At 38.5% G+C, this 22683-nt stretch carries 19 protein-coding genes; 1 reads left to right on the top strand and 18 read right to left on the bottom strand.

Annotation, left to right across the window (positions count from 1 at the left end):
• Positions 1–69 precede the first annotated feature (69 nt).
• Positions 70–960, bottom strand: coding sequence for a M23 family metallopeptidase (locus tag ACE1OF_RS00345; protein ID WP_448891858.1), 891 nt, complete (start codon positions 958–960; stop codon positions 70–72).
• Positions 961–1043: 83 nt separating this feature from the next.
• On the opposite strand from ACE1OF_RS00345, the gene ACE1OF_RS00340 reads away from it, so the two are divergent.
• The gene (locus ACE1OF_RS00340; protein WP_448891857.1) at positions 1044–1568 is read left to right on the top strand and encodes a DUF721 domain-containing protein; all 525 of its coding nucleotides are present in this window, start codon (positions 1044–1046) and stop codon (positions 1566–1568) included.
• A gap of 67 nt (positions 1569–1635) precedes the next feature.
• Here ACE1OF_RS00340 and lpxC read toward each other — a convergent pair whose 3' ends face one another.
• The 17 genes from lpxC to tldD all read right to left on the bottom strand — a co-directional run bounded on the left by lpxC (position 1636) and on the right by tldD (position 22670).
• Positions 1636–2556 (bottom strand): UDP-3-O-acyl-N-acetylglucosamine deacetylase, encoded by a 921-nt coding sequence (gene lpxC, locus ACE1OF_RS00335; protein ID WP_448891856.1) that lies wholly within the window; start codon positions 2554–2556, stop codon positions 1636–1638.
• Positions 2557–2806: 250 nt separating this feature from the next.
• On the bottom strand, positions 2807–3970 hold the full coding sequence (gene ftsZ, locus ACE1OF_RS00330) for a cell division protein FtsZ (RefSeq protein WP_448891855.1): 1164 nt from the start codon (positions 3968–3970) through the stop codon (positions 2807–2809).
• A gap of 124 nt (positions 3971–4094) precedes the next feature.
• Positions 4095–5330: a cell division protein FtsA gene (gene ftsA, locus ACE1OF_RS00325; protein ID WP_448891854.1), complete on the bottom strand. Its 1236-nt coding sequence runs from the start codon at positions 5328–5330 to the stop codon at positions 4095–4097.
• On the bottom strand, positions 5323–6204 hold the full coding sequence (locus ACE1OF_RS00320; RefSeq protein WP_448891853.1) for a cell division protein FtsQ/DivIB: 882 nt from the start codon (positions 6202–6204) through the stop codon (positions 5323–5325). Before ACE1OF_RS00320 ends, ftsA begins: the two co-directional genes overlap by 8 nt.
• Positions 6205–6254: 50 nt before the next feature.
• Positions 6255–7181: a D-alanine--D-alanine ligase gene (locus tag ACE1OF_RS00315; protein WP_448891851.1), complete on the bottom strand. Its 927-nt coding sequence runs from the start codon at positions 7179–7181 to the stop codon at positions 6255–6257.
• The gene (gene murC / locus ACE1OF_RS00310; protein ID WP_448892085.1) at positions 7178–8629 is read right to left on the bottom strand and encodes a UDP-N-acetylmuramate--L-alanine ligase; all 1452 of its coding nucleotides are present in this window, start codon (positions 8627–8629) and stop codon (positions 7178–7180) included. Before murC ends, ACE1OF_RS00315 begins: the two co-directional genes overlap by 4 nt.
• Positions 8630–8649: 20 nt before the next feature.
• Positions 8650–9783 carry an undecaprenyldiphospho-muramoylpentapeptide beta-N-acetylglucosaminyltransferase gene (gene murG, locus ACE1OF_RS00305; protein ID WP_448891850.1) on the bottom strand — a complete coding sequence of 378 codons (1134 nt, stop codon included), beginning with the start codon at positions 9781–9783 and terminating at the stop codon, positions 8650–8652.
• On the bottom strand, positions 9776–11047 hold the full coding sequence (gene ftsW, locus ACE1OF_RS00300; protein WP_448891848.1) for a cell division protein FtsW: 1272 nt from the start codon (positions 11045–11047) through the stop codon (positions 9776–9778). The genes murG and ftsW overlap by 8 nt, the downstream gene beginning before the upstream one ends.
• Positions 11047–12486, bottom strand: coding sequence for a UDP-N-acetylmuramoyl-L-alanine--D-glutamate ligase (murD, locus tag ACE1OF_RS00295; RefSeq protein WP_448891846.1), 1440 nt, complete (start codon positions 12484–12486; stop codon positions 11047–11049). Before murD ends, ftsW begins: the two co-directional genes overlap by 1 nt.
• Positions 12487–12537: 51 nt before the next feature.
• A complete protein-coding gene (gene mraY, locus ACE1OF_RS00290; RefSeq protein WP_448891845.1) occupies positions 12538–13617 on the bottom strand; it encodes a phospho-N-acetylmuramoyl-pentapeptide-transferase in 1080 nt (359 codons plus the stop codon).
• On the bottom strand, positions 13617–15164 hold the full coding sequence (locus tag ACE1OF_RS00285; RefSeq protein ID WP_448891843.1) for a UDP-N-acetylmuramoyl-tripeptide--D-alanyl-D-alanine ligase: 1548 nt from the start codon (positions 15162–15164) through the stop codon (positions 13617–13619). The genes mraY and ACE1OF_RS00285 overlap by 1 nt, the downstream gene beginning before the upstream one ends.
• A complete protein-coding gene (locus ACE1OF_RS00280; RefSeq protein ID WP_448891842.1) occupies positions 15161–16807 on the bottom strand; it encodes a UDP-N-acetylmuramoyl-L-alanyl-D-glutamate--2,6-diaminopimelate ligase in 1647 nt (548 codons plus the stop codon). Before ACE1OF_RS00280 ends, ACE1OF_RS00285 begins: the two co-directional genes overlap by 4 nt.
• Positions 16797–18536 (bottom strand): peptidoglycan D,D-transpeptidase FtsI family protein, encoded by a 1740-nt coding sequence (locus ACE1OF_RS00275; RefSeq protein WP_448891840.1) that lies wholly within the window; start codon positions 18534–18536, stop codon positions 16797–16799. The genes ACE1OF_RS00280 and ACE1OF_RS00275 overlap by 11 nt, the downstream gene beginning before the upstream one ends.
• Before the next feature lie 57 nt (positions 18537–18593).
• Complete coding sequence (gene ftsL / locus ACE1OF_RS00270) at positions 18594–18935, bottom strand: cell division protein FtsL (protein WP_448891839.1); 342 nt, start codon at positions 18933–18935, stop codon at positions 18594–18596.
• Between the two features lie 2 nt (positions 18936–18937).
• Positions 18938–19888 (bottom strand): 16S rRNA (cytosine(1402)-N(4))-methyltransferase RsmH, encoded by a 951-nt coding sequence (gene rsmH, locus ACE1OF_RS00265; protein WP_448891837.1) that lies wholly within the window; start codon positions 19886–19888, stop codon positions 18938–18940.
• Positions 19889–19924: 36 nt separating this feature from the next.
• A complete protein-coding gene (mraZ, locus tag ACE1OF_RS00260; protein ID WP_448891835.1) occupies positions 19925–20383 on the bottom strand; it encodes a division/cell wall cluster transcriptional repressor MraZ in 459 nt (152 codons plus the stop codon).
• A gap of 832 nt (positions 20384–21215) precedes the next feature.
• The gene (gene tldD, locus ACE1OF_RS00255) at positions 21216–22670 is read right to left on the bottom strand and encodes a metalloprotease TldD (protein WP_448891834.1); all 1455 of its coding nucleotides are present in this window, start codon (positions 22668–22670) and stop codon (positions 21216–21218) included.
• Positions 22671–22683 lie beyond the last annotated feature (13 nt).

Genomic DNA, 22683 nt, shown 5'->3' with positions numbered 1-22683 from the left:
GAGTACACTAAGTGATTAATTATTATTGTAGTTTTTTCGCAGCAAGCGTGCGCTCTACACCTATTCTGATTACTTGGCTTTGCGATAAACAAATTTAAGCGGGTTAATTTGTTTATTATTATGCAAAATTTCATAATGAACATGCGGCCCAGTTGAGCGCCCGGTACTGCCCATTTTTGCTATTGTTTGTCCTTTAGTTACTACATCTCCCACTTTCACAAGTAATTTTTTATTATGCCCATAACGTGTTTTTAATCCGTCACCATGATTAATTTCAATTAATTGGCCATAACCGTATCTTTCATCTGACCAAGTAACAATGCCTGAGGCTGTCGCTATGATATCGCCATCCTCTTTGCCAGCAAAATCAATACCTTTATGCATTGTAGGCCGACCATTGAAAGGGTCTTTACGCACACCAAAGTAAGAAGACAACCAACCTTTGGTAATAGGGCGACCAGATAAATAACGTGTGTTTTCTATATGGTGACCTAATGTCAAAGATTCAAGCATTTGCAATTTATTTTCTTCATAGTTAAGTGAATTTTCTAACTGCGAGATTTCAGCCAGTAGTTGAGCAAAAGATTTTTTACTCATTTCGCTTGTGCTTGATGAAGGGCCACCACTCGGTGGAAGCATAGAAAAATTAAATTCTTGTTCAGGTATTTTTGCAGTATCAGCTAATCGTTCGCCTAACGCATTTAACCGTAAAACATGGCTCTGTAATTCTGCTAATTTTATTGTTAGGGCGGTGATTTGCTTATTTTCAATATCAGTTTGTATTGAGAGTGGGTCTTTAGTTTCGATAAGATTATTATGCAAGTCGGCTGTTCGGCTTGTAAAGTATTCTGCTGTACCTGTAGGTTTTTCACCCATTGAAAACAGCAAATAAATAATCCCTCCTGATATTAAAGAAAAGATAAAAACTGCAGAAAGCCAATGCAGCTTATTTAAGCGCATTGAAAATCTTACATTCTTTCCACGGTACAGTAGTGTTAAACTCATATATAATTCTAGTTAAGGTTATTATTGACGGTACCCATATGGCACGCAGACCTAAAATGCCCAAAGATATGTCGACACTTTTTAATTCAACGACAGGCACTTTGGCACAAATTCAATCAAAAACCAACTCTTTGAATTTGTTGTCGGACATTGTACGACAAATATGCCCTGACCTGCCAGAAGATGCGTTCAATATTGCTAATTTTGTGAAAACAACCCTCATAATTGAAGTAAAATCACCCGTTTGGGGGCAAAGGTTGCAGTTTGAACGTAATATTATCTGTAAAGCGTTGGTCAAACAAACCCAAGGCCAATTTTCACAAATAGAAATTAAAGTGAACCCCCAGGGACATAGAAAAACACCTAACCAACAAACTTATAATGCAAATAACATCGCATCTACCGCTATGTCTTCACAAAACACGATGCAAAAGCGGGGGTCTATTCAACAAATTTCCAATAAAACTGCAACACAGTTATTAGAGATCGCAAAAAACGCTCCTCTAGGTTTAAAACAAAAATTAGAAAAACTTGCTGCTAATGCCTTTCGCGATGAACGTTAAAAATTAAAAAAACCGAGACAATGCTCGGTTTTTATTAGATGACGTCTATCATTACAAAGATTGTAAACTAAAAAGCCGCAGCGTTAATTTCTTGATATTCAATGGGTGATGTTAACTTATCATCTTCATAAGTCACCCATTCCCAAGCATCCTCTTGTTTAAATACTTCTCTAAGTAGCATATTATTCAAGCCATGACCTGATTTAAAGGCATTTAATTCACCTAAAATGCTAGCACTTCCCATGTAAAGATCACCAATAGCATCTAAAATTTTATGTTTCACAAATTCATCATCATAACGCAACTCATTTTTATTTAGCATACGATATTCATCTAATACAATTGCATTTTCCAAACTACCGCCTAATGCGAGATTATGAGAACGGAGAAACTCAATATCTTTCATAAAACCAAAAGTACGGGCACGGCTAATTTCTTTGATGAATGAACAACTAGAAAAGTCCATGCTCATGGTTTGGCAGGTGTTGGCAATCACAGGATGATTAAATTCAATGGAAAAATTTACTCTAAAGCCTTCAAAAGGAAGCAGTTCAGCCCATTTATCACCCTCTTCAACACGTATTGCTTTTTTAATTCGAATAAATCGCTTAGCCGCATTTTGTGTTTCAATCCCTACTGATTGAATTAGGTATACGAAAGGCAGTGCGCTACCATCCATAATAGGAATTTCAGGTGCATCCACATCAATGATTAGGTTATCAATACCTAAACCAGCAACAGCAGACAATAAATGTTCAACCGTAGATACTTTTATTTGTTGTTCATTTACTAAACAAGTACACAAAGTAGTTTCACCCACAGCTTCAGGTGTCGCTTTAATATCAACTACAGGGTCAAGGTCAACACGGCGAAATATAATACCTGTATTGGCTGGTGCAGGACGGAGAGTGACCTGTACCTTTTCACCTTTATGCAAACCAACTCCGACAGTTGATACGCTTGTTTTTAGTGTACGTTGTTTAATCATACAACCTCGCTTGCTTACTTCGTTTTTTGCTTAAGATCTAATTACCTAGAGAAATAGAACTTAAAATATAACTTGATTTTTTTATATAAAACCAGTTTTCTTAAAGTTTATTTCCTAAAAACCAATAGCACAGATTAGACCACTTTTTAAGTGGGCGGCATAATATAACAAAAATAGGCAACTAATTCAATTTGCTGTTTATATTTTGTTGGTGCTCTGGTATCAATACACTGAATACTACAACCTATGACTAGTCTGCTTGCTTTCGCAAAAATGCAGGTATGTCTAAATAATTATCCAAATCCGTATGAGTAACTTTTTGAACATTGCTGTCTGTCATGGCAATAGATTCAGTATTTATTTCAGCTTGTGGCGCAGCAGCTGATGTATAATCTGAACCGACAACGCGTTGCTCTACTATAGGTGTTGGATTAACTAAAGTAATGTCAGGCTTGCCTTCAGCGCCAATACCCGTTGCAACCACAGTAACGCGAAGCTCTTCTGTCATTTCAGGGTCAATTACAGCACCAACAACAACCGTTGCATTTTCACTTGCGAATGCTTTAACAGCATTACCAACCGTTTCAAATTCATCAATACTGATATCCATACCCGCGGTAATGTTTACTAAAATGCCACGAGCACCCGCTAAATCAACGTCTTCTAGTAGTGGGCTAGAAATAGCCGCTTCAGCAGCTTCTTCTGCTCTATCTGGGCCTGATGCGATGCCAGAACCCATCATAGCAGTTCCCATCTCTGACATAACTGTACGTACATCAGCAAAATCAACATTGATTAAACCTGGACGAGTTATTAATTCAGCAATACCTTGTACAGCACCTAATAAAACATTGTTTGCCGCTTTAAATGCGTCTAATAAGCTTGTTCCTGGCCCTAATACTTTCAATAATTTTTCATTAGGTATGGTGATCAATGAGTCAACGCTTTTGGCCAGTGCCTCTATGCCCTGCTCTGCGTAATTCATACGCTTTTTACCTTCAAATGGGAAGGGTTTAGTCACAACAGCAACCGTTAATATACCCATTTCTTTCGCAATTTCAGCAACCACTGGCGCTGCACCAGTACCTGTACCACCGCCCATACCTGCGGCGATAAACACCATGTCTGCCCCTTTTAAGGTTTCCATGATTTTATCACGATCTTCTTCAGCCGCTTCACGACCAATATTAGGATTAGCACCTGCCCCTAAACCTTTAGTAACATCGGCACCTAATTGTAAAGTTACATTGGCTGATGAATTACGTAATGCCTGCGAATCTGTATTCGCCGTTGTAAACTCAACCCCCTCAATCGTTTGGCATACCATATGCTCAACAGCATTACCGCCGCCGCCACCAATACCAATGACTTTAATCACCGCTTCTTCGTTATGATCTTCCATCAATTCAAACATTTTTCTCTCTCCGTTTTTTACTAAATTTGTCAGAATAAGCTCTGACCTACAAAACAACTATTATCTGCTCATTCAACCTGTGATTGTTTACTAAGCGTATAATAAAGTTGCAAATTTATATCAACTAAAATTCACCTTTAAACCAAGCACTAAAACGTGCCCATAAACCTGTAACACCTTCGGGTTTACTTTTCTCTTTTAAACCTGCTCCATGGGCTTGCATACCATAATGTAATAAACCAACAACCGTGGCATAACTTGGGTCATCAACATACTCTTTCAACCCTTGTACTGAAAGTGGTGAGCCAATGCGCACAGGCATTTGAAATACTTCTTCTGCAAACTCTTCAACACCTTCCATTTTTGCTGTACCGCCAGTTAAAACGTAACCTGCTGCAATCTGATCTTCTAAGCCTGCTTCTCGTACTTCTTCTTGAATCAATTCAAACAGTTCTTGATACCTTGGCTCTACCACTTCTGACAATGTATGTCTTGACATAGTGCGTGCTGCTCGCCCACCAACACTGGGTACATCAATACTTTCTTCCATGCTAACCAAGTGTTTTAATGCACAAGCGTATTGCACCTTAATATCTTCGGCATGGCTTAGTGGTGTACGAAATATTTTTGCAATATCGTTACTCACTTGATTCCCTGCTACAGGAATAACTGCTGTATGGCGCAGTGCTCCGCCCGTAAAGATAGAGATATCCATGGTGCCAGCACCCATGTCAACCACACAAATACCTAATTCTTTTTCATCATCAGTAAGTACCGAATAACTTGATGCCAGCGCTGAAAAGATCAGTTGATCCGCAGTTAAATTACAGCGTTCTACACATTTCACTAAGTTTTTGGCCATATCATTTGCACAGGTAACAATATGTACTTTTGCTTCCATACGAACACCAGACATACCAATGGGACTTTTGATGCCATCTTGACAATCAATGCTGTATTCTTGTGGCAATACATGCAACATACGACGTTCAGCTGAAATAGGTACACTGCGAGCAGTATGAATCACGTTATCTACGTCTTCTTGTGTTACTTCTTTGTCATTAATAGGCACCATACCGTTTTCATTTTGACAACTGATATGCTTACCAGATATTCCCAAATATATTGAGCTAATATGACAGTCAGCCATTAATTCAGCTTCATTAATTGCTCGCTGAATAGATTGAATCACTAAATTTAAGTCATTTACACCGCCTTTATCCATACCTCGTGCTGGTTGATTACCTACACCAACAATACTTAACTGATTGTCAGGTGTAATTTCGCCAACAGCGACTGATATTTTTGATGTGCCTATATCTAGTCCTACAACTAAATTTCTTTCTGTGATTTTAGACATTCAGGGTCAACTCTTTTATTTGTGATTCATTACTTGGAAATATATCCGTGCGATGTGATTGTTGTTTATCTATTTGCACGTTAGAGGACAGCTTAGTGACTTCTTTCCAGCCAACAGCCAGTCCTGTATCATACCGTAAATCTATATAATCCACTGCTTGTTTTATTTGCTTTTTGTTATTTTTTTCTTGATTTTCTTGCTCTGCTAAATAGGTTTTGATTAAAGGATATACATCCATAAATCTTTGCACGCGTTTTACCCTTTCTTCACGCCCCAAATTCAGTCTAATTCCATTGCTTAACGTTAGCTGCCACGAAAAACGTTCACTAAGAATTAATTCGTCAATACTAAGATTACGATACTCGAGTAAATCATTTAAATTATTAAAGTTTTCCAATGCCAATAACTCACTTCCTTCAGGGCCAAAAAATTCTGGCAACCCTTGCTTCAATGCTGTTCTTTGCGCCTGAAATGCCTTACCAAATTGATTCAATATGAAATCACCATTCCAGAACGCTATTGGAGTCTGATCAACAACATATATTTTCACCTCATTTGGCCATTGTTTTCTAACTGCTACAGAATAAACCCATGGTAAAGCAGACACTTGAGCTTGAATATCATTAACATTAACTTGAAAAAAATTGCCCAAATCAATATCACTTAATGCCGCCATAACCTCTTCGTGTTGGGTGTAAGGCATCTCTCCTGTGATCACAATAGAGTTCACGGGCAAGTTCTCTTGTTCAACAAATATTTGTGTTAACCACCAAGCTAAACTTATCAAGCTAATAAGCACGCACACGAAAAACACCAAGCCAAGTCCAAATGACAAGGCCTCTTGAGTTTCTGATATTTCCTGCTTATTACTCATTTGCTTACCTACGGTTAAATCCGTTCCAATAAACTGATTTCAATTTTTACTCACGACAATGAAACAATACGCTTTACTAATTCACTAAAGGTTAACCCATGCACTTTGGCCGCTTTAGGCACTAAAGATGTTTGTGTCATACCTGGCACAGTGTTCACTTCTAATATTTGCCAATTACCTAAACTGTCTTGCATCAAATCAACACGCCCCCAGCCACTTGCACCCGTAGCTTTAAATGCTTGCAGTGACAATGATTTTATTCTTTCTTCTTGTTCTTTTGGTAAACCACACGGGCAATGATATTGGGTACTGGTTGATTTATATTTAGCCTCATAATCATAAAACTCCCGTGGGGTTTCCATATGAATAGCAGGTAATGCTTCATCGCCTAAAATGGCTACTGTATATTCAGGACCATCAATCCATGCTTCTATTAACACATCACCATCAAAAACAAAGGCTTCTACTAAGGCGTTAGACAATTTTTCTGCCGAGTCAGCCATTGCCATACCAATACTTGAGCCCTCATGTGCGGGTTTAACCATAACTTTGCCACCAAGACCTTGAAGTAGTTCTTTAACATCAAGGGTAGCTAAATCATCTTTACAAACCACTGTAAAAGGCGCTGTGGGTATATTGCAGGCTTTAAATATTTGTTTACTACGCACTTTATCCATAGATAAAGCTGAGCCTAAAACATTAGACCCCGTATACGCGATCCCCATAAACTCTAACGCGCCTTGTAAACAGCCGTCTTCTCCACCTCGACCATGCAAAGCGATAAAAACACGTTTAATATTTTGTGCTACAAGCTCGGTTAATGGGGTGTATTTAGTGTCAATTAGCACAACCTTAAAACCTACTTGTTCCAAGCCTTGTGCAATTGCTTTGCCCGAATTAAGAGAAACATCACGTTCTGCAGAATTACCACCATAAAGTACGGCTATCACTTCTTCATTCATTATTGTTTTTGTCATTTATTTTGCCCTTCTTGTACTAATAAAGGGTTATTAGATAAATCTCTTGCCACCGTACCAATACTGCCAGCCCCTTGAGTGATAACCATGTCGTTATCTTGTAATTGCGCAGCAAGTAGCTCTGGCAGCATGTCAACATTACTGACATAAATAGGTTCAATTTGTCCTCGTTGACGTATAGAACGCGCTAAACTTTTGCTGTCTGCCGTTGGAACAGGGGTTTCACCTGCAGCATAAACATCTAACAAAAATAAGCAGTCAACCTCAGATAACACCTCAACAAAGTCTTCATAAAGATCTCTTGTGCGAGAATAACGATGGGGTTGGAATACCATAACTAAACGCTTATCTGGCCAACCAGTTCTCATCGCAACGATAGTTGCTTTTACTTCACTTGGGTGATGTCCATAGTCATCAACCAATACCATATTGCCTGCAGGTGTTTTCAAATCTGCCAATTGTTCAAAACGACGTCCAATGCCTGCAAATTCAGTTAATGCTTGGCAAATAGCTTCGTCATCAATACCTTCATCTTTTGCAACAGCAACCCCTGCAAGGGCGTTAAGTACATTGTGCTGTCCAGGTAAATTGACACTCATATCTAAAGGAGGTTGACCATCAATTTCTACCGTAAAATAACTAATGCCACCATCTTGTTGATAATTGGCTGCACGAATATCAGCATCTTCAGAAAAACCATACGTGATAACTTGTCGACTGATACGCGGTAATAGTTCACGAACAACAGGGTTATCGATACATACCACAGCTAAACCATAAAATGGCAAGTTGTGTAAAAAGTCAATATAGGTATCTTTTAATTTCTCAAAGTCACCTTGATAGGTTTCCATATGATCAGCATCTATATTAGTAATAACAGACACCATGGGTTGCAAATGTAAAAATGAAGCATCACTTTCGTCGGCTTCAGCGACTAAATAACGACTACTACCTAAACGCGCGTTAGTGCCTGCACTATTAAGTAAACCACCAATAACAAAGGTAGGATCTAATTGACCTTGTGCAAAAATACTCGCAATTAAACTCGTTGTTGTGGTTTTTCCATGAGTGCCCGCAATGGCAATTCCATGACGAAAACGCATTAATTCAGCTAGCATTTCAGCACGACGTACAATGGGAATACGTTGCTCTTTAGCCTCAATTAACTCAGGATTGGTTGGATCTATTGCAGTAGAAACAACAATAACACTCGCACTTTCAATATTTTTACTGGCATGGCCAATAGTTATGATAGCACCCAAAGACTTTAACCGTTTTACCACCTGATTTTCGCCAATATCAGAGCCAGATATTTGATAACCTTCATTAAGCAACACCTCAGCAATACCCCCCATACCTGCACCACCAATTCCCACAAAGTGAATTCGTTTTACACGGCGCATTTCAGGTACACTCATTTTATTTTTGCTCATTGCTTTTTGGTTCATATAGTTACTCATTTTCTATGCTACGCTGTGATAAGTTGCTGACATATATCCGCAACTTTATTGGTTGCTTCGGCATCAGCAGCAGCAAAAGCCGATTGAGCCATACTTGATAATATGTTCGGCTCACTAAATAATTCATTTAATTGTTCAGTTAATCGTTCGCTCGTTAAGTCTTTTTGCTTCATCAAAACAGCACCACCACGAGAAACAATATACTGCGCATTTTTAGTTTGATGATCGTCCACAGCATGTGGCAAAGGAATAAATATTGCTGGTTTTGCTGCCATAGCTAATTCTGATACGGTTAATGCGCCTGCGCGACAAATAACTATATCTGCCCACTGATATGCTTTACCAATGTCTTCAATAAATGCTGATACTCTGACCTGTTCATCTAATAAATTTTGTTGATTATAAGCCTCACTCACACTTTGCTGATTTCCTTTACCTGTTTGATGCCAAATACTAAACGGTAAAGTTTCACTATTTTTTCTGCTGCTATTTACTAAAGTTAAAAAGCTTTCAGGTACTGTTACATTCAAAATATGCGCGCCTAAACTACCACCAACCACTAGTATATTGTGACTAGTTTTCAGTATCTCTTCACCTGTATTATTTTCAATATCCGACTGTCTAGCACTTTGCTGACCTATGCTGTTTCTTAGTGGGTTTCCTACAACTTGAGCATTAACATTATGTTTAAATGCATCAGGAAAAGCACAACAAACTTTGGTTGCTATTCGTGCAAGTAATCTATTGGTTAAGCCTGCGGCTGCATTTTGTTCATGTACAACCAGAGGCTTTCTCATCAACCAAGCTGCTAATCCGCCTGGTGCGCTTGCATAGCCTCCCATGCCTAAAACAACGTCTGGTTTTATTTTTCTGATAACACGCAATGCTTGTAATAAAGAGCCCATTAATTTGAAAGGCAATTTCAACCACGCCATTATATTTTTATTACGTAAGCCGCTAATAGTAATAAAGGAAATTTCAAAACCATTGGCTGGCACAATATCAGCTTCCATACGATCTGCTGTTCCTAACCAATGAATTGTCCAACCATCACTTTTTAATTTCTCAGCAACAGCAAGCCCTGGAAATATATGACCGCCTGTTCCGCCAGCCATAACCAATAAAGTAGGAGCCTTAGTCATTCGTCTCTCCTAGTTTACGTATTTTTCTTTTCGATGAGGTTGCTTGAATACTCTGCATACGTAATTCATGATCGATACGAATTAGAATGACTACAGCAAGTGTCATAATAATCATAGAGCTACCTCCATAACTGATAAGAGGCATAGTTAGCCCTTTAGTAGGCACTATACCTGCACTGGCTCCAACATTTACTGCCGCTTGAAAACAAACCCAAATGCCGATGGCATAAGCAAAAAAAGCTTCAAAGAACTTCTCTTTTGCCAGCGCTTTCTTTCCAAGCATTAATGCTTTGAAAACTAAAACCATACTCAATGCTAAAATCAATGCAATACCAATAAAACCAAACTCTTCAGCCAGTACAGCCATGACAAAATCGGTATGGGCTTCAGGTAAGTATTCCAATTTTTGAATACTATTTCCTAAACCTTGACCAAAAACTTCACCTCGACCATAAGCCATTAATGATTGTGTTAACTGATACCCACTACCAAAGGGATCTTCCCAGGGATCTAAAAAACTGGTTATTCTTCGCCAACGATAGGGCTCAAAAATAGCCAATAACGACAGCAACAAAACCCCCACTGAAGCTAAACTAACAAACTGCCAAAGCTTTGCACCCGCTAAAAATAGCAAGCCAAAGGTAGTTACAAACATCACAATAATAGTGCCTAAATCTGGCTGTCTTAGTAGTAAGCCAGCCAATACAGCAAAAACGACTAATGGTTTAGCAAAACCTTTCCAGTCTTCCATTACTTGATCACGTCGACGCACTAAATAAGCCGCTAAATAACAAAAGAAAAATAACTTAGCTGGCTCTGCGGCTTGCACTGTAATTGGTCCGAGTACAATCCAGCGAGTTGAACCATTAACCGAACGACCAATGACTAGTACAGCAACTAAAAGAAAAATACCGAAGATGAGTAAGTAACTGCTGTTTTTTTGCCACCACGCCATAGGAATTTGCAAAGCAACACCAGCAATACCTAAACTTAAAACAATATAAATAGTATGACGAATAACAAAATGAAAAGGATTATTGAATAACCGCTCAGCCACAGGCATGGATGAAGTAGCAACCATAACTAACCCAATCATATACATAATCAACGCTAATACAACAAAGCTACGGTCGAAAACCATGCCACTCTGCGGTGTAGGCTCGCTATCAAAAACTTTTGTTATATTCGTACTTATACTATTGATAAGTGAAGACAACTTAAAAGATTGTTCTGCATTATTATCTAGCGAAACTGATGATCTCATTAGCTAACCTCCGCCAGTTCAGTCACAGCAGCCATAAACTGTTCACCACGATCAACAAAGTTTTTGAACATATCTAAACTCGCACAAGCAGGTGAAAGCAAGATAGTATCACCTTTATTTGCCTTTGCTTTAGCCACTTGAACAGCTTCAATCAAGCTTGATACTTTATTTACGTGATTTACATCGCTAATTAAGTCTGCAATTTTATCACCGTCTTTTCCTAGGGTGATAACATGACTAACATGTGAACTTAACGGCTGTTTTAATGGCGTAAAATCCGCCCCTTTACCATCACCACCTGCAATAAGGATCAAACGTTGCTGCGTTGTTCCTTGCGTGTTGAGTGTTTGCGCTAAACCATTGATAGCAGCGAGAGTCGCACCAACATTAGTGGCTTTTGAATCATTAATCCAAGTAATTCCGTCTTCGGTTTGTACTCGTTGGCAACGATGTGCTAAACCAGTGAAGCCAGCTAAATACTTAACCATTGTAGTGATTGACCAACCAGCACTGAAGCCTAATGCCAACACGGTTAAATAATTCAAGGCATTATGCATGCCCGCTAAAGGTAATTGCGCTAAGGCAATTAAATTTTGATTGCCGAACGCCAAGTGCGCTTTGCCTTTATACACTCGAATGCCAAACTGGTTTTCATTCGGTATGTCACTGCCAAACGATAGAACAGGTTGTAGTTTGTTTGGGGTTTGAGTGGCAATATCATCACGGTTAGTAACTGCCAACTTACCTTGGCTATAGATACTTTGTTTGATCTTTTGATAATTTTCCATACTAAGGTGACGATCAAGATGATCATCACTTACGTTTAACACACTCGTTGCAATGGCTTGCATACTTGTTAACGTTTCAAGTTGAAAACTGGAAAGTTCTAAGATTAATAGCTCAGGTAGGCTGTTAGTTTTCTGTTTTTGAGCCGCTACTTTTTCTTCAGTTAATATGTCTAAGACTGGCTGACCTATATTGCCTCCCAGTTGTGCATTAACACCAAGACTATTCGCTAAATAGGCCAGTAGTGATACCACGGTAGATTTACCGTTAGATCCCGTTAACGCTAAGATTTTAATCGGATTAGGCTGCGCATTATTTATTTGACAAAATAGTTCAATATCACCCATTACACGGCAATCATCACTGATATATTGCGCTATATTTTCACGAACGCTATTAATACCTGGACTGATAATAATAACGTCTGCCTTGGCAATTAATTCCGTTTGCCATTGGCCTAAATATAAATTTGCTGTGGGAAAATCTTCACTAAATTGTTGTTCGCTATAACGATGTGAAAAAGGGTTAGCTCGCGAATCATTAACAGCAAAACACAAACCTTGAGCACTAAGAAACCGTACACAGGACATACCTGTGATACCAGCGCCTAGCACTACTATTTTCTTATGTTTTAACTCGGCTAACAATGTCATTTCTTTCTCAATGTTTGTGCTTTTATAAATATTTAACGAATACCTGAGTATTTATCTCAATTTCAGTGTGGCTAAACCAATCAAAACTAAAATAAATGATATAATCCAGAAACGTACAATAACTCTTGGTTCTGGCCAGCCCTTTAACTCGTAATGGTGGTGAATTGGCGCCATACGAAATATTCTTTGACCACGCATTTTGTATGAGCCAACTTGCAATATCACTGACACCGTTTCCATAACAAAAACGCCACCCATAATAAATAATACTAATTCTTGCCTAACCAATACGGCAATAACACCAAGTGCTGCGCCAAGTGCTAAGGAACCAACATCCCCCATAAAAACTTGTGCAGGATAAGTGTTGAACCATAAAAACCCTAAACCCGCACCAACAATTGCCGTACAAACAACCACAAGCTCTGAGGTCATGGCGATATAAGGAATATTTAAATACCCTGCAAAATTTACATTACCTGTAACATAAGCGAATAAGGCAAAAGCACCTGCGACCATAATGGTGGGCACAATTGCTAAGCCGTCTAAACCATCTGTTAGGTTAACCGCATTACTGGTGCCAACAATCACAAAATAAGTTAAAACAATATAAAACATACCCAACTGTGGCATAACGTCTTTGATAAACGGGATCAGTAAAAATGTTTGTTCGGGGTGTGATATTTGATATAAAAAGAATGCCGTTGCCAAACCAATCACTGTCTGCCAAAAGTATTTCCACTTAGCAATTAATCCATTAGAATCTTTTCTAATCACTTTACGATAATCATCTACAAAACCGATAATGCCAAAACTAACTACAACAAACAAAACCACCCAAACATAAATATTTTCTAGATTTGTCCATAACAATACGCTAACAACAATGGACGCGAGAATAAGTATTCCGCCCATGGTTGGTGTACCCGATTTAGATAAATGACTTTCAGGGCCATCGTCACGTACAGTTTGCCCTATCTGCATTTTTTGCAGGTAGCTAATTAACTTAGGACCAAAATAAAGCGAAATAAATAACGCAGTTAACGTACTAACAATGGCGCGGAAAGTTAAATATGAAAAAACATGAAACGCGCTATAGTACTGAGTTAAATATTCAGCTAACCAATGTAACATTAAGCAATATCCTGTTTGTTTGTATCAAGTGAATTTGAATTTTGATCTTTTGTTTGTTGTTTTTCATGCCAATCAATAATATCTTCAACTACATATTCCATATGTGCGCTACGTGATCCTTTAATTAAAATATGTTGTGGCTGTACTTGTTTGTTTTCTGTTGTTAAGACAGAAAATAAACGTGCTTCAAGCATGTTTTTGTCATTAAAATGTTCACTAAACGCTTCATTTTCTCGCGCAAAAGCATCACTAGTATTTTGACTTAACACACCTAAAGTCAGTAATACCTCAATCCCCTGCTCTTTAGCATATTCGCCTACTTCTTGATGATAACTTCGTGCATCACTGCCAAGTTCAGCCATATCACCTAGCACTAAAATACGCTGCCCTTTATATCCAGCAAGTAAAGCGATAGCCGCTTTAATTGATTCAACATTAGCATTATAGGTATCATCAATTAACTTAATGTCACCACTTAATGAAGTGCCTTTAAGGTGATAAATATTTAAACGCCCTTTCACTGGCGACATTTGTGCTAAACCAAGTTGAATGTCTTGTAAACTTGCGCCACATTCAATAGCGGCAGACGCCGCAGCAACAGCATTACAAACATTATGCACCCCAGGTATGGTTAACTTAATAACACATTGTCCCAGTGATGTTTGCATATCAAACTGAGCACAGCCATTTTCATCTAATACAATATTTTCGCTGTAACAGTCAGCATTAGTGGGAGTATCAGTGAGCCGAGCATTTGCACAAGAAAAAGTTCGTACCTGTTTATCTGTTAAGCGCCACAGCCATTTATTTGCATACTTAGTATCTATGTTATACAAGGCCGTGCCTTGTTGGGATAAACCTGCAAAAATTTCACCTTTAGCTCTTGCTACACCACACAAGTCACCAAAACCTTCTAAATGCGCAGCAGCTATATTGTTGATCACAGCAACATCTGGTTTCACTAGATCGCTAGTGTAGGCTATTTCACCTATATGGTTTGCCCCCATTTCAATTACGGCGAAATCATGCTTAGGCTCTAAACGCAATAAAGTTAAGGGTACGCCAATATCATTATTAAAATTACCTTCTGTGGCCAATACATTACCTAAACGCGACAAAATGGCAGCCAACATTTCTTTAACCGTTGTTTTACCGCTACTACCAGTAATGCCCACGGTTTTTGGAGCAATTTGTTGTTTTACATAACGAGCAATTTGCCCTAGTGCGATACGCGTATCATCAACAATAATTTGAGCAACCTTGTCACGCTCTATTTCTGTTATTTGTTGTTCAACAATAACTACCTGACAACCTTTCTCAATCACTTGTTGAACAAAACGATGCCCATCAAAATTTGGCCCCTTGAGTGCTAAAAAAGCATTGGTTTTCTTTTCTAACTTTGTTATTTCTTGTTGAGTATTACCTTTTCGAATTAATGCTCGCGAGTCAGTAACAAGATTATTGATCTCCATGTCTCGTAATGATTCATGGCAAATTAATCGACCTTTCATAGCCGTTGCAATGGTAGATAAGGATAAATTGATCATGCTTGCTCACCTGCAACTATCTGTTTAGGTAAATTTGTGTAGAAATCTTGAACTACTTGACGTTCGTTATAATCAATCTTTTCATGTCCCCAAATAATATAGTCTTCGTGCCCTTTACCAGCCAATAACACAACATCGTTCGGTTGCGCTTTTGCTAAGGTGTCTAATACCGCTTGTTTTCTATCAACAATGACATTTACACGACTTTTTTCATCAAGCCCAGCTAACACATCTTCGATTATCGCCATAGGATCTTCAGTACGAGGGTTATCACTAGTCACCACAAGATAATCTGCATATTTTTGTGCAGCCTTTGCCATTAATGGCCTTTTACCTTTATCTCTATCGCCACCACAGCCAAAAACAACCAATAAATTTCCGTGACAATGTTGACGGCAGGCAATGAGGGCTTTTTCTAACGCATCAGGCGTATGGGCATAATCAACAACGCTTGTGGCTGCTGTACCTAAATTGACTGGCAAAAAGGCTTCCATACGCCCAGCAACTGGTTTAATGTACTTTATTGCTTCAGCAATGGTTATTAAAGAAATGCCTTCAATTAACAACACAGCAATAACAGCTAATAGGTTGTCAATATTGAAATCGCCCAGTAATGGGCTATGAATATTTATATCGCCAAGATGAGTGTTTAATGTAAAATCAACACCTTGATTATGGTGTTTAATTGCACAACAACTTACAAATTGAGTTTGTTGTTTTACGAAATCATTTCGACCATAAAACCACATATTTTGTACAGATAACGTTTCTATTTTTGCCCAGTTTTTTAGCCAACGTTGTACTTGTTCATCATCACCATTTAATACGGCAACTTGATTATCATCATGAGTAAATAACAGTTCTTTCGCCGAGGCATAATCAGCCATCGTATGATGATAGTCTAAATGATCGCGGCTTAAGTTAGTGAATACGGCAATATCAAAAGTACTACCCATCACACGACCTTGAGCTAATGCATGAGACGACACTTCCATCGCAATATGCGTTATTTTTTCTTCGAGGCTGTTTGCATCTTTTTTATTAGTAACACTTAGTTGATTAAAACGAGAAAATAATTGCACTAAGTCTGTTGCACTAGGCGTGGTGTTATCTAGAGGTTTTAGATCATCAACCATACCTGCACCGTTGGTACCGATAATGGCACAAGGTTTGCCACATCGGGTTAATAATTGCCCAAGTAGCTGGCTGCTGCTGGTTTTACCATTAGTCCCTGTAATACCAATCATGGTCATATTATTTTCTGGGGCTTGGTAGTAGGCACTCGCCACCTTAAATAAAATGTTGTTTAATGCATAGAAACTAACAACAGCAACTGGCTCATGTGCTGTTTCAATAAAGCGAACACTGCCATGGTCACTTTTATTTTCACATTCAGACAAAACTAATTTTGCCCCATTAGCTATTGCTTGTTCAATGTATTGTCGTCCATCTTGAGTATGACCAATAATGGCACAAAATATATCGCCAGCATTAGCATCACTACTTATCGCACGGCTATCATTCGTTAAATCACCGTGGTAAGTTGATAATTTAATATTGTTGGGGCAAGTAATATTAAAACAACTTAACACTGGAATAATGGATTGTGTATTAGGCTTGTTAATTGGGGTATTAAGCATCATCAGCCCCCTCTGCAGAAAACTGATGACTAGCAGCCAATTTTTCACTCGCATCTGGTGTAATATTTAAGACTTGTAGCGCTCCTTTCATCACACGAGAAAACACTGGCGCAGCCACTTCACCACCGTGATATAAATCGCCACCAGGATCATTAATCACCACGACTACAACCACCTGTGGATTAGACATAGGAGCTACACCTGCAAAAAGACCAACATAATCATTGCCATAGCCGCCAGCTACCGCCTTAAAAGACGTGCCCGTTTTACCACCAACACGATAACCTTCTACTTTTGCTTTTTGTACATGCTCATCAACAACAGCTTCTAGCATTTGAGTCACAATTTCAGCATTTTTCTTAGAAAATACCCGCTCGCCTGCGTCTTGGGCATCCCGTTTCACGATAGATAGCTCATGTTTTATACCACCATTAGCTAACGTGGCATAAAAACGCGCTAACTGCATTGGCGTGATAGCCAAACCATATCCCCAAGAAAGCGTTGCTAATTCAAACTCAGACCAACGTTGTCTATCATGCATCATGCCAGAACTTTCACCAACTAGGTCTGTACCTGTACTGTCAGCAAAACCAGCATCAAAAAATCGGTCTAATAAAAAGGCTTTAGGCACTGAAAGTGCTAACTTAGTTGTACCCATATTAGAGGAAGTGACCAAAATATCTTCCACTGATAATTTTCCACGATTGATAGGATCATTAACACGTCTGCCACCTAAACGCATCCAACCTGGGCTAGTATCAATAATAGTACTTTCGTTAGCTGAACCAAATTCTAAAGCCGTTAATGCTGTCAATGGCTTCATGGTTGAGCCTGGCTCGTAAATATCAGTAATAGCACGATTTCTAAAACGATGGACGGCAGTATTAGTGCGATTATTTGGGTTATACGACGGGCTGTTAGTCAGTGCCAATATTTCACCTGTATGAATATCAGCAACAACAACAGAACCAGAGGTTGCTTTAAACGCTTGTACCGCACCTTTCAACTCTTTATAAGCAATCGCTTGAATGCGTTGATCAATCGTTAAAGTAACATTTTGTGCCGCTTGCGCTTTTTCTACAGAAAGTATTTCAATTTTTCTACCTTGAGCATCCTTTCTAAAACGTTTATTACCACCTTTACCTGTTAATATTTCATCGTATACTCGCTCAACGCCCTCAATGCCTTTGTCATCAACATTGGTAAAGCCAACAATATGCGCACTGATTTCACCTGTGGGATAAAAACGTTTCGATTCTTTACGTAAATGAATGCCTGGTATTTTTAACTCGCGAATATATTTGGCCATTGCTGGCGATATTTTTCGTTCAAGGTAAACAAAACGCTTACTAGGATTACGTATAACTCGCGCAGTTAATTTTTTTACATCTTTACCTAATACATCAGCAAGTGCCTGCCAATGCTTGTTCATAGCAAGTGCTTTATTATCCATCACTATTTTAGGATCAGCCCAAACAGTTTCTACTGGCACGCTAATCGCTAATTCATCACCATTTCTATCAACAATAGAACCGCGTTGTACCGTGTTAGCAGCGACACGCATAGAGCGTAAATCGCCCTGCTGTTTTAACATATCGGGTTCTATAATTTGAATATAAGCAGTGCGTGCAAGTAATCCACCATAAATCAAGACAACAATACCTATCACAACGTAGTAACGCCATGCGGTGGTTGTTGGTTGACTACTGCGGTTATTTGCTATTTTCTTCATTTAACTCTGTGCTTAATGGTTGTTTAGGTCTAACATTTCACTGTTGCGATAAACGACTTACTTTAACGTAACAATTATTTCTGAATCAGCATCAGGGCGCTTCATATTCAGCATTTTTTTTGCTCGACTCTCTATCGCGCTATGTTCTGCTAGGCTATTTTGTTCTAATAACAAATTACGCCATTCAATATCTAACTCGTCTCTTTGTGTATAAAGCTGTTCTAATTCACTGGTTTTCTGTCTGTTAACATGTGTGTAATAAATTACTGAAAAAGCAGAAATTATTACCAAGAACAATAAAATATAACTAACAAAATGTTCAACAATATCTTGCCAAATTTCCAATACCAACAACTGATTTGATGGTGTTTTTCTTGGCGCTACCCTTTGGTTTACCAAAACTAATCCACACTATGAGGTAAGCGTTCCGCTATACGTAATACTGAGCTACGAGAGCGAACGTTTTCTTCAACTTCACTTTTGCTAGGTTTTAATTTACGACCAACTAGCGCCAATTTTTTACCTTTATTCAATTCTTCCTCACTAACAGGAAATCCTCTCGGAACTTTCTTACCTTGAGAATGTTTTTTCATAAACTGTTTTACTAATCTATCTTCTAATGAATGAAAACTTATCACCACTAAACGACCGTTTTCAGCTAAAACAGATAAACTCGCTGCCAGTGCTTTCTCTATCTGCTCAAGTTCGCTATTGATATACATACGAATCGCTTGAAAACTACGAGTTGCTGGATGTTTTTTTATTTCTCGTTGTGGAGCCGTTGCTTTTATTAACTTTGCTAATTGACTAGTACGCGTAAATGGTGACTCATCACGCGCATCAACAATGGCGTTCGCAATACGCCAAGCATGCTTTTCTTCGCCAAAGGTTCTTAATACCCAAGTAATATCTTCTACATCTGCTACCGCCAGCCATTCTGCAGCCGTTTGTCCTCGTGTAGTATCCATACGCATATCTAACGGGCCATCTTTCATAAAACTGAAGCCTCGTTCTGCTTCATCTAGCTGAGGAGATGAAACGCCTAAGTCCAATAAAATTCCGTCAACCTTGCCCATTAATTCATGTTGCTGTGCAATTTCAGCCAAATTAGCAAAACCTTGATGTTCTATAAGAAAGCGTGCATCGTCTTTAAATTTCTCTGCTGCTGCTATGGCACTAGGATCACGGTCTATGGCAATCAATCGCCCCTTAAATGATAATTTAGAAAGAATAAGTGACGAGTGACCACCTCGACCAAAAGTACAGTCGATATAGCAACCATCAGGGTCAATTTGTAAACCATCGACCGCTTCGGTTAATAAAACAGAAATATGTGCTTTATCTAATTCCATTATTTTCTTTTTATAACCTTTTTATTTAAATTACTTTTATAGTGATAAATCTAACAAACGATCAGTTAATTCAATTTCACCTGATTGAATTTTAGTAATACCTTGCTGCATTTGAGTTTCCCAAGCAGACTCGCTCCAAATTTCAAATTTTTTCAGTTGCCCTACAAGCATGATCGATTTTTCTAACCCCGCATGCTTAATTAATGGACCGTTCAATAATAAACGACCATTTTTATCCATTTCGCAATCAGTGGCATTGCCTAGCAATACTTGTTGTAACAAGCGTTCTTGTTGATTCATACTAGATAGGTTGCACAATTTTAATTCAATTTCTTCCCATTCAGGTAAAGGGTAAAGTAATAAACAGGCATGTTGAATATCAACCGTACACACCATTTTTCCTTGGCAATCAGCAAGCAGCTCTTCACGATACCGCGTGGGTATCGTGATTCTGTTTTTGCTATCAAGCTTTATCGCACTTGCGCCTCGGAACATCGCTTTAAACTTACCTTATCAACTGAAATTTTTGCAGGTTATTTCATAAGAGTGATCATCTAAGATCCACAATTACCCACTTTTTACCACAATGATACAGTTTAGTGACTAATGCAAACTTATGTCAAGAGAATAATAGGGAAAAAATGGCTAGAGACACTGGTCAAAAAACCAGTAAAATAAAGGGCTAGATAAAGAAATGCAGGAAGTAGATGAATTTGTGGAGTTTTGTGGATCATAAGTGGGTAAAGTAGCTAAAAAATGATCATTGAAAATTTATTATTATTAGAAATTGGTAATTTATGTTGGTTTTGGTGTCAAAAGTGGGTACCCAGAACGGTGAAACTATTAGAATACTTTAATTTTAAGTATATTACGCCATTCCATTTGGATTAATACCAATTGAAATAATGAATTGCTCAACTTAGAGCTACAGTAGCGAGCTTAGAACAAACAAAATGAGTTAAACATAGTTATTCTATATTTCATTCATTTTATGATGTTATCAGTTTGCTATGAATTTCTTTAATCTAAATATCGTTCAGCTTCTGATTACGTTACTGCAAAATTAGATCAATCACTTGCCTTAGTATGCTAACAACTTATTAAAAAGATAAATGTAATATTTAAACACTATATTCATCTTTTTTTGATAAAATTTAAAAAATTCAGCATTCTAATTCCTCTATTCATGAATCACTTAATAGTAAAAACTATGAGTGGTTGATAAATGTAGAATGAGCAAGAAGCATTTAAACGAATCCATAAGACAGCGTTTATCAACCTGCTGAAAAAATGTTCAGCAAAGTTCAACTGACCTAGTTAAATTCTTTTACTGCGTGCCGCCTATAGTCATTTCATCAATTTTTAAAGTAGGTTGTCCCACACCAACAGGAACGCTTTGACCATCTTTACCACAAACCCCAACACCAGCATCAAGTTTGAGATCATTTCCCACCATAGAAACATTTTTCATGGCTTCAGGGCCGCTACCAATTAACGTAGCCCCTTTAACTGGTGTGGTAATTTCGCCATTTTCAATTAAGTAGGCTTCCGAACTAGTAAATACAAACTTGCCTGATGTAATATCAACCTGTCCACCCGCAAAATTAGGTGCATAAATACCTTTTTTCACTGATTTAATAATATCTTCAGGACTAGATTCACCTGCTAACATATAAGTGTTGGTCATGCGTGGCATAGGTAAATGTGCGTACGATTCACGACGACCATTACCTGTTGGCTTAACGCCCATTAATGATGCATTATGTTTGTCTTGCATATAACCTTTTAAAATGCCTTTTTCAATTAGCACATTGTACTGTCCAGGTGTACCTTCATCATCAATACTTAATGAACCACGACGGTTTGCCATGGTACCATCATCAACAATGGTACAAAGTTCAGAACACACTTTGCTGCCAATTTTGCCCGCAAAGGTAGACGAGCCTTTTCGATTGAAATCGCCCTCTAAACCATGTCCCACCGCTTCATGTAATAACACACCAGGCCAACCTGCGCCTAAAACTACGGGAAAAGCACCTGCTGGTGCATCAACAGCCACCAAGTTAACTAACGCTTGGCGAACCGCTTCTTCTGCGTAAGCAATATAACGAGGTTTACTCTGGGCATTTCCTTCTGACACAGGTTCAAAGAAATAGCTATAATCTGTACGCGCTCCGCCCCCTGCACTAGCACGTTCACGTTTACCTTGGTCTTCAACTAAAACAGAACAATTTAAACGCACTAGTGGGCGTATATCGGTAGCATAAGTACCATCACTTGCTGCCACCAATACCTTTTCATACACACCCGACAAGCTAACAATCACTTGATTAACACGGCTATCTATTTGCCTAGCATGTGCTTCAACCTGATGTAATAAATCAATTTTTTGTTCTTGAGTTAAACTGCCAAGCGGCTCAACTGATTGGTATATTTTTATTGGAGATTGACGTTTAAAAGCATGAACTGGTTTTCCTTCTCCTGCATCTGCAATCCCTTTTGCTGCATCCGCCGCTTGTTGTAAAGCATAAGGTGAAATATCATCCGAATAAGCAAAACCTGTTTTTTCGCCCGATATTGCGCGTACGCCAACACCCCGTTCAATATTATAGGAACCTTCTTTGACTATGCCATCTTCAAGCATCCACGATTCATGTTGATTAGATTGGAAGTACAGATCTGCATAGTCGACTTGACGCCCCATAATTCGCTTTAATGTGTTAGATAAAATAGCGTCATCTATTTGGCTATCGGCTAATAATACTTGTTCAACAATATTCATTTATAACTCTACT

Source organism: Colwellia sp. E150_009, from assembly GCF_053543955.1.
Note: the sequence above shows the minus strand (reverse complement) of the source record. Positions and strands in the feature narration are given on the sequence as shown.

Excerpts from the sequence above, each read along its gene's own strand:
- ACE1OF_RS00345 (WP_448891858.1), bottom strand. The coding sequence starts at position 960 with ATGCGCTTAAATAAGCTGCATTGGCTTTCTGCAGTTTTTATCTTTTCT.
- ACE1OF_RS00340 (WP_448891857.1), top strand. The coding sequence starts at position 1,044 with ATGGCACGCAGACCTAAAATGCCCAAAGATATGTCGACACTTTTTAAT.
- lpxC (WP_448891856.1), bottom strand. The coding sequence starts at position 2,556 with ATGATTAAACAACGTACACTAAAAACAAGCGTATCAACTGTCGGAGTT.
- ftsZ (WP_448891855.1), bottom strand. The coding sequence starts at position 3,970 with ATGTTTGAATTGATGGAAGATCATAACGAAGAAGCGGTGATTAAAGTC.
- ftsA (WP_448891854.1), bottom strand. The coding sequence starts at position 5,330 with ATGTCTAAAATCACAGAAAGAAATTTAGTTGTAGGACTAGATATAGGC.
- ACE1OF_RS00320 (WP_448891853.1), bottom strand. The coding sequence starts at position 6,204 with ATGAGTAATAAGCAGGAAATATCAGAAACTCAAGAGGCCTTGTCATTT.
- ACE1OF_RS00315 (WP_448891851.1), bottom strand. The coding sequence starts at position 7,181 with ATGACAAAAACAATAATGAATGAAGAAGTGATAGCCGTACTTTATGGT.
- murC (WP_448892085.1), bottom strand. The coding sequence starts at position 8,629 with ATGAACCAAAAAGCAATGAGCAAAAATAAAATGAGTGTACCTGAAATG.
- murG (WP_448891850.1), bottom strand. The coding sequence starts at position 9,783 with ATGACTAAGGCTCCTACTTTATTGGTTATGGCTGGCGGAACAGGCGGT.
- ftsW (WP_448891848.1), bottom strand. The coding sequence starts at position 11,047 with ATGAGATCATCAGTTTCGCTAGATAATAATGCAGAACAATCTTTTAAG.
- murD (WP_448891846.1), bottom strand. The coding sequence starts at position 12,486 with ATGACATTGTTAGCCGAGTTAAAACATAAGAAAATAGTAGTGCTAGGC.
- mraY (WP_448891845.1), bottom strand. The coding sequence starts at position 13,617 with ATGTTACATTGGTTAGCTGAATATTTAACTCAGTACTATAGCGCGTTT.
- ACE1OF_RS00285 (WP_448891843.1), bottom strand. The coding sequence starts at position 15,164 with ATGATCAATTTATCCTTATCTACCATTGCAACGGCTATGAAAGGTCGA.
- ACE1OF_RS00280 (WP_448891842.1), bottom strand. The coding sequence starts at position 16,807 with ATGATGCTTAATACCCCAATTAACAAGCCTAATACACAATCCATTATT.
- ACE1OF_RS00275 (WP_448891840.1), bottom strand. The coding sequence starts at position 18,536 with ATGAAGAAAATAGCAAATAACCGCAGTAGTCAACCAACAACCACCGCA.
- rsmH (WP_448891837.1), bottom strand. The coding sequence starts at position 19,888 with ATGGAATTAGATAAAGCACATATTTCTGTTTTATTAACCGAAGCGGTC.
- mraZ (WP_448891835.1), bottom strand. The coding sequence starts at position 20,383 with ATGTTCCGAGGCGCAAGTGCGATAAAGCTTGATAGCAAAAACAGAATC.
- tldD (WP_448891834.1), bottom strand. The coding sequence starts at position 22,670 with ATGAATATTGTTGAACAAGTATTATTAGCCGATAGCCAAATAGATGAC.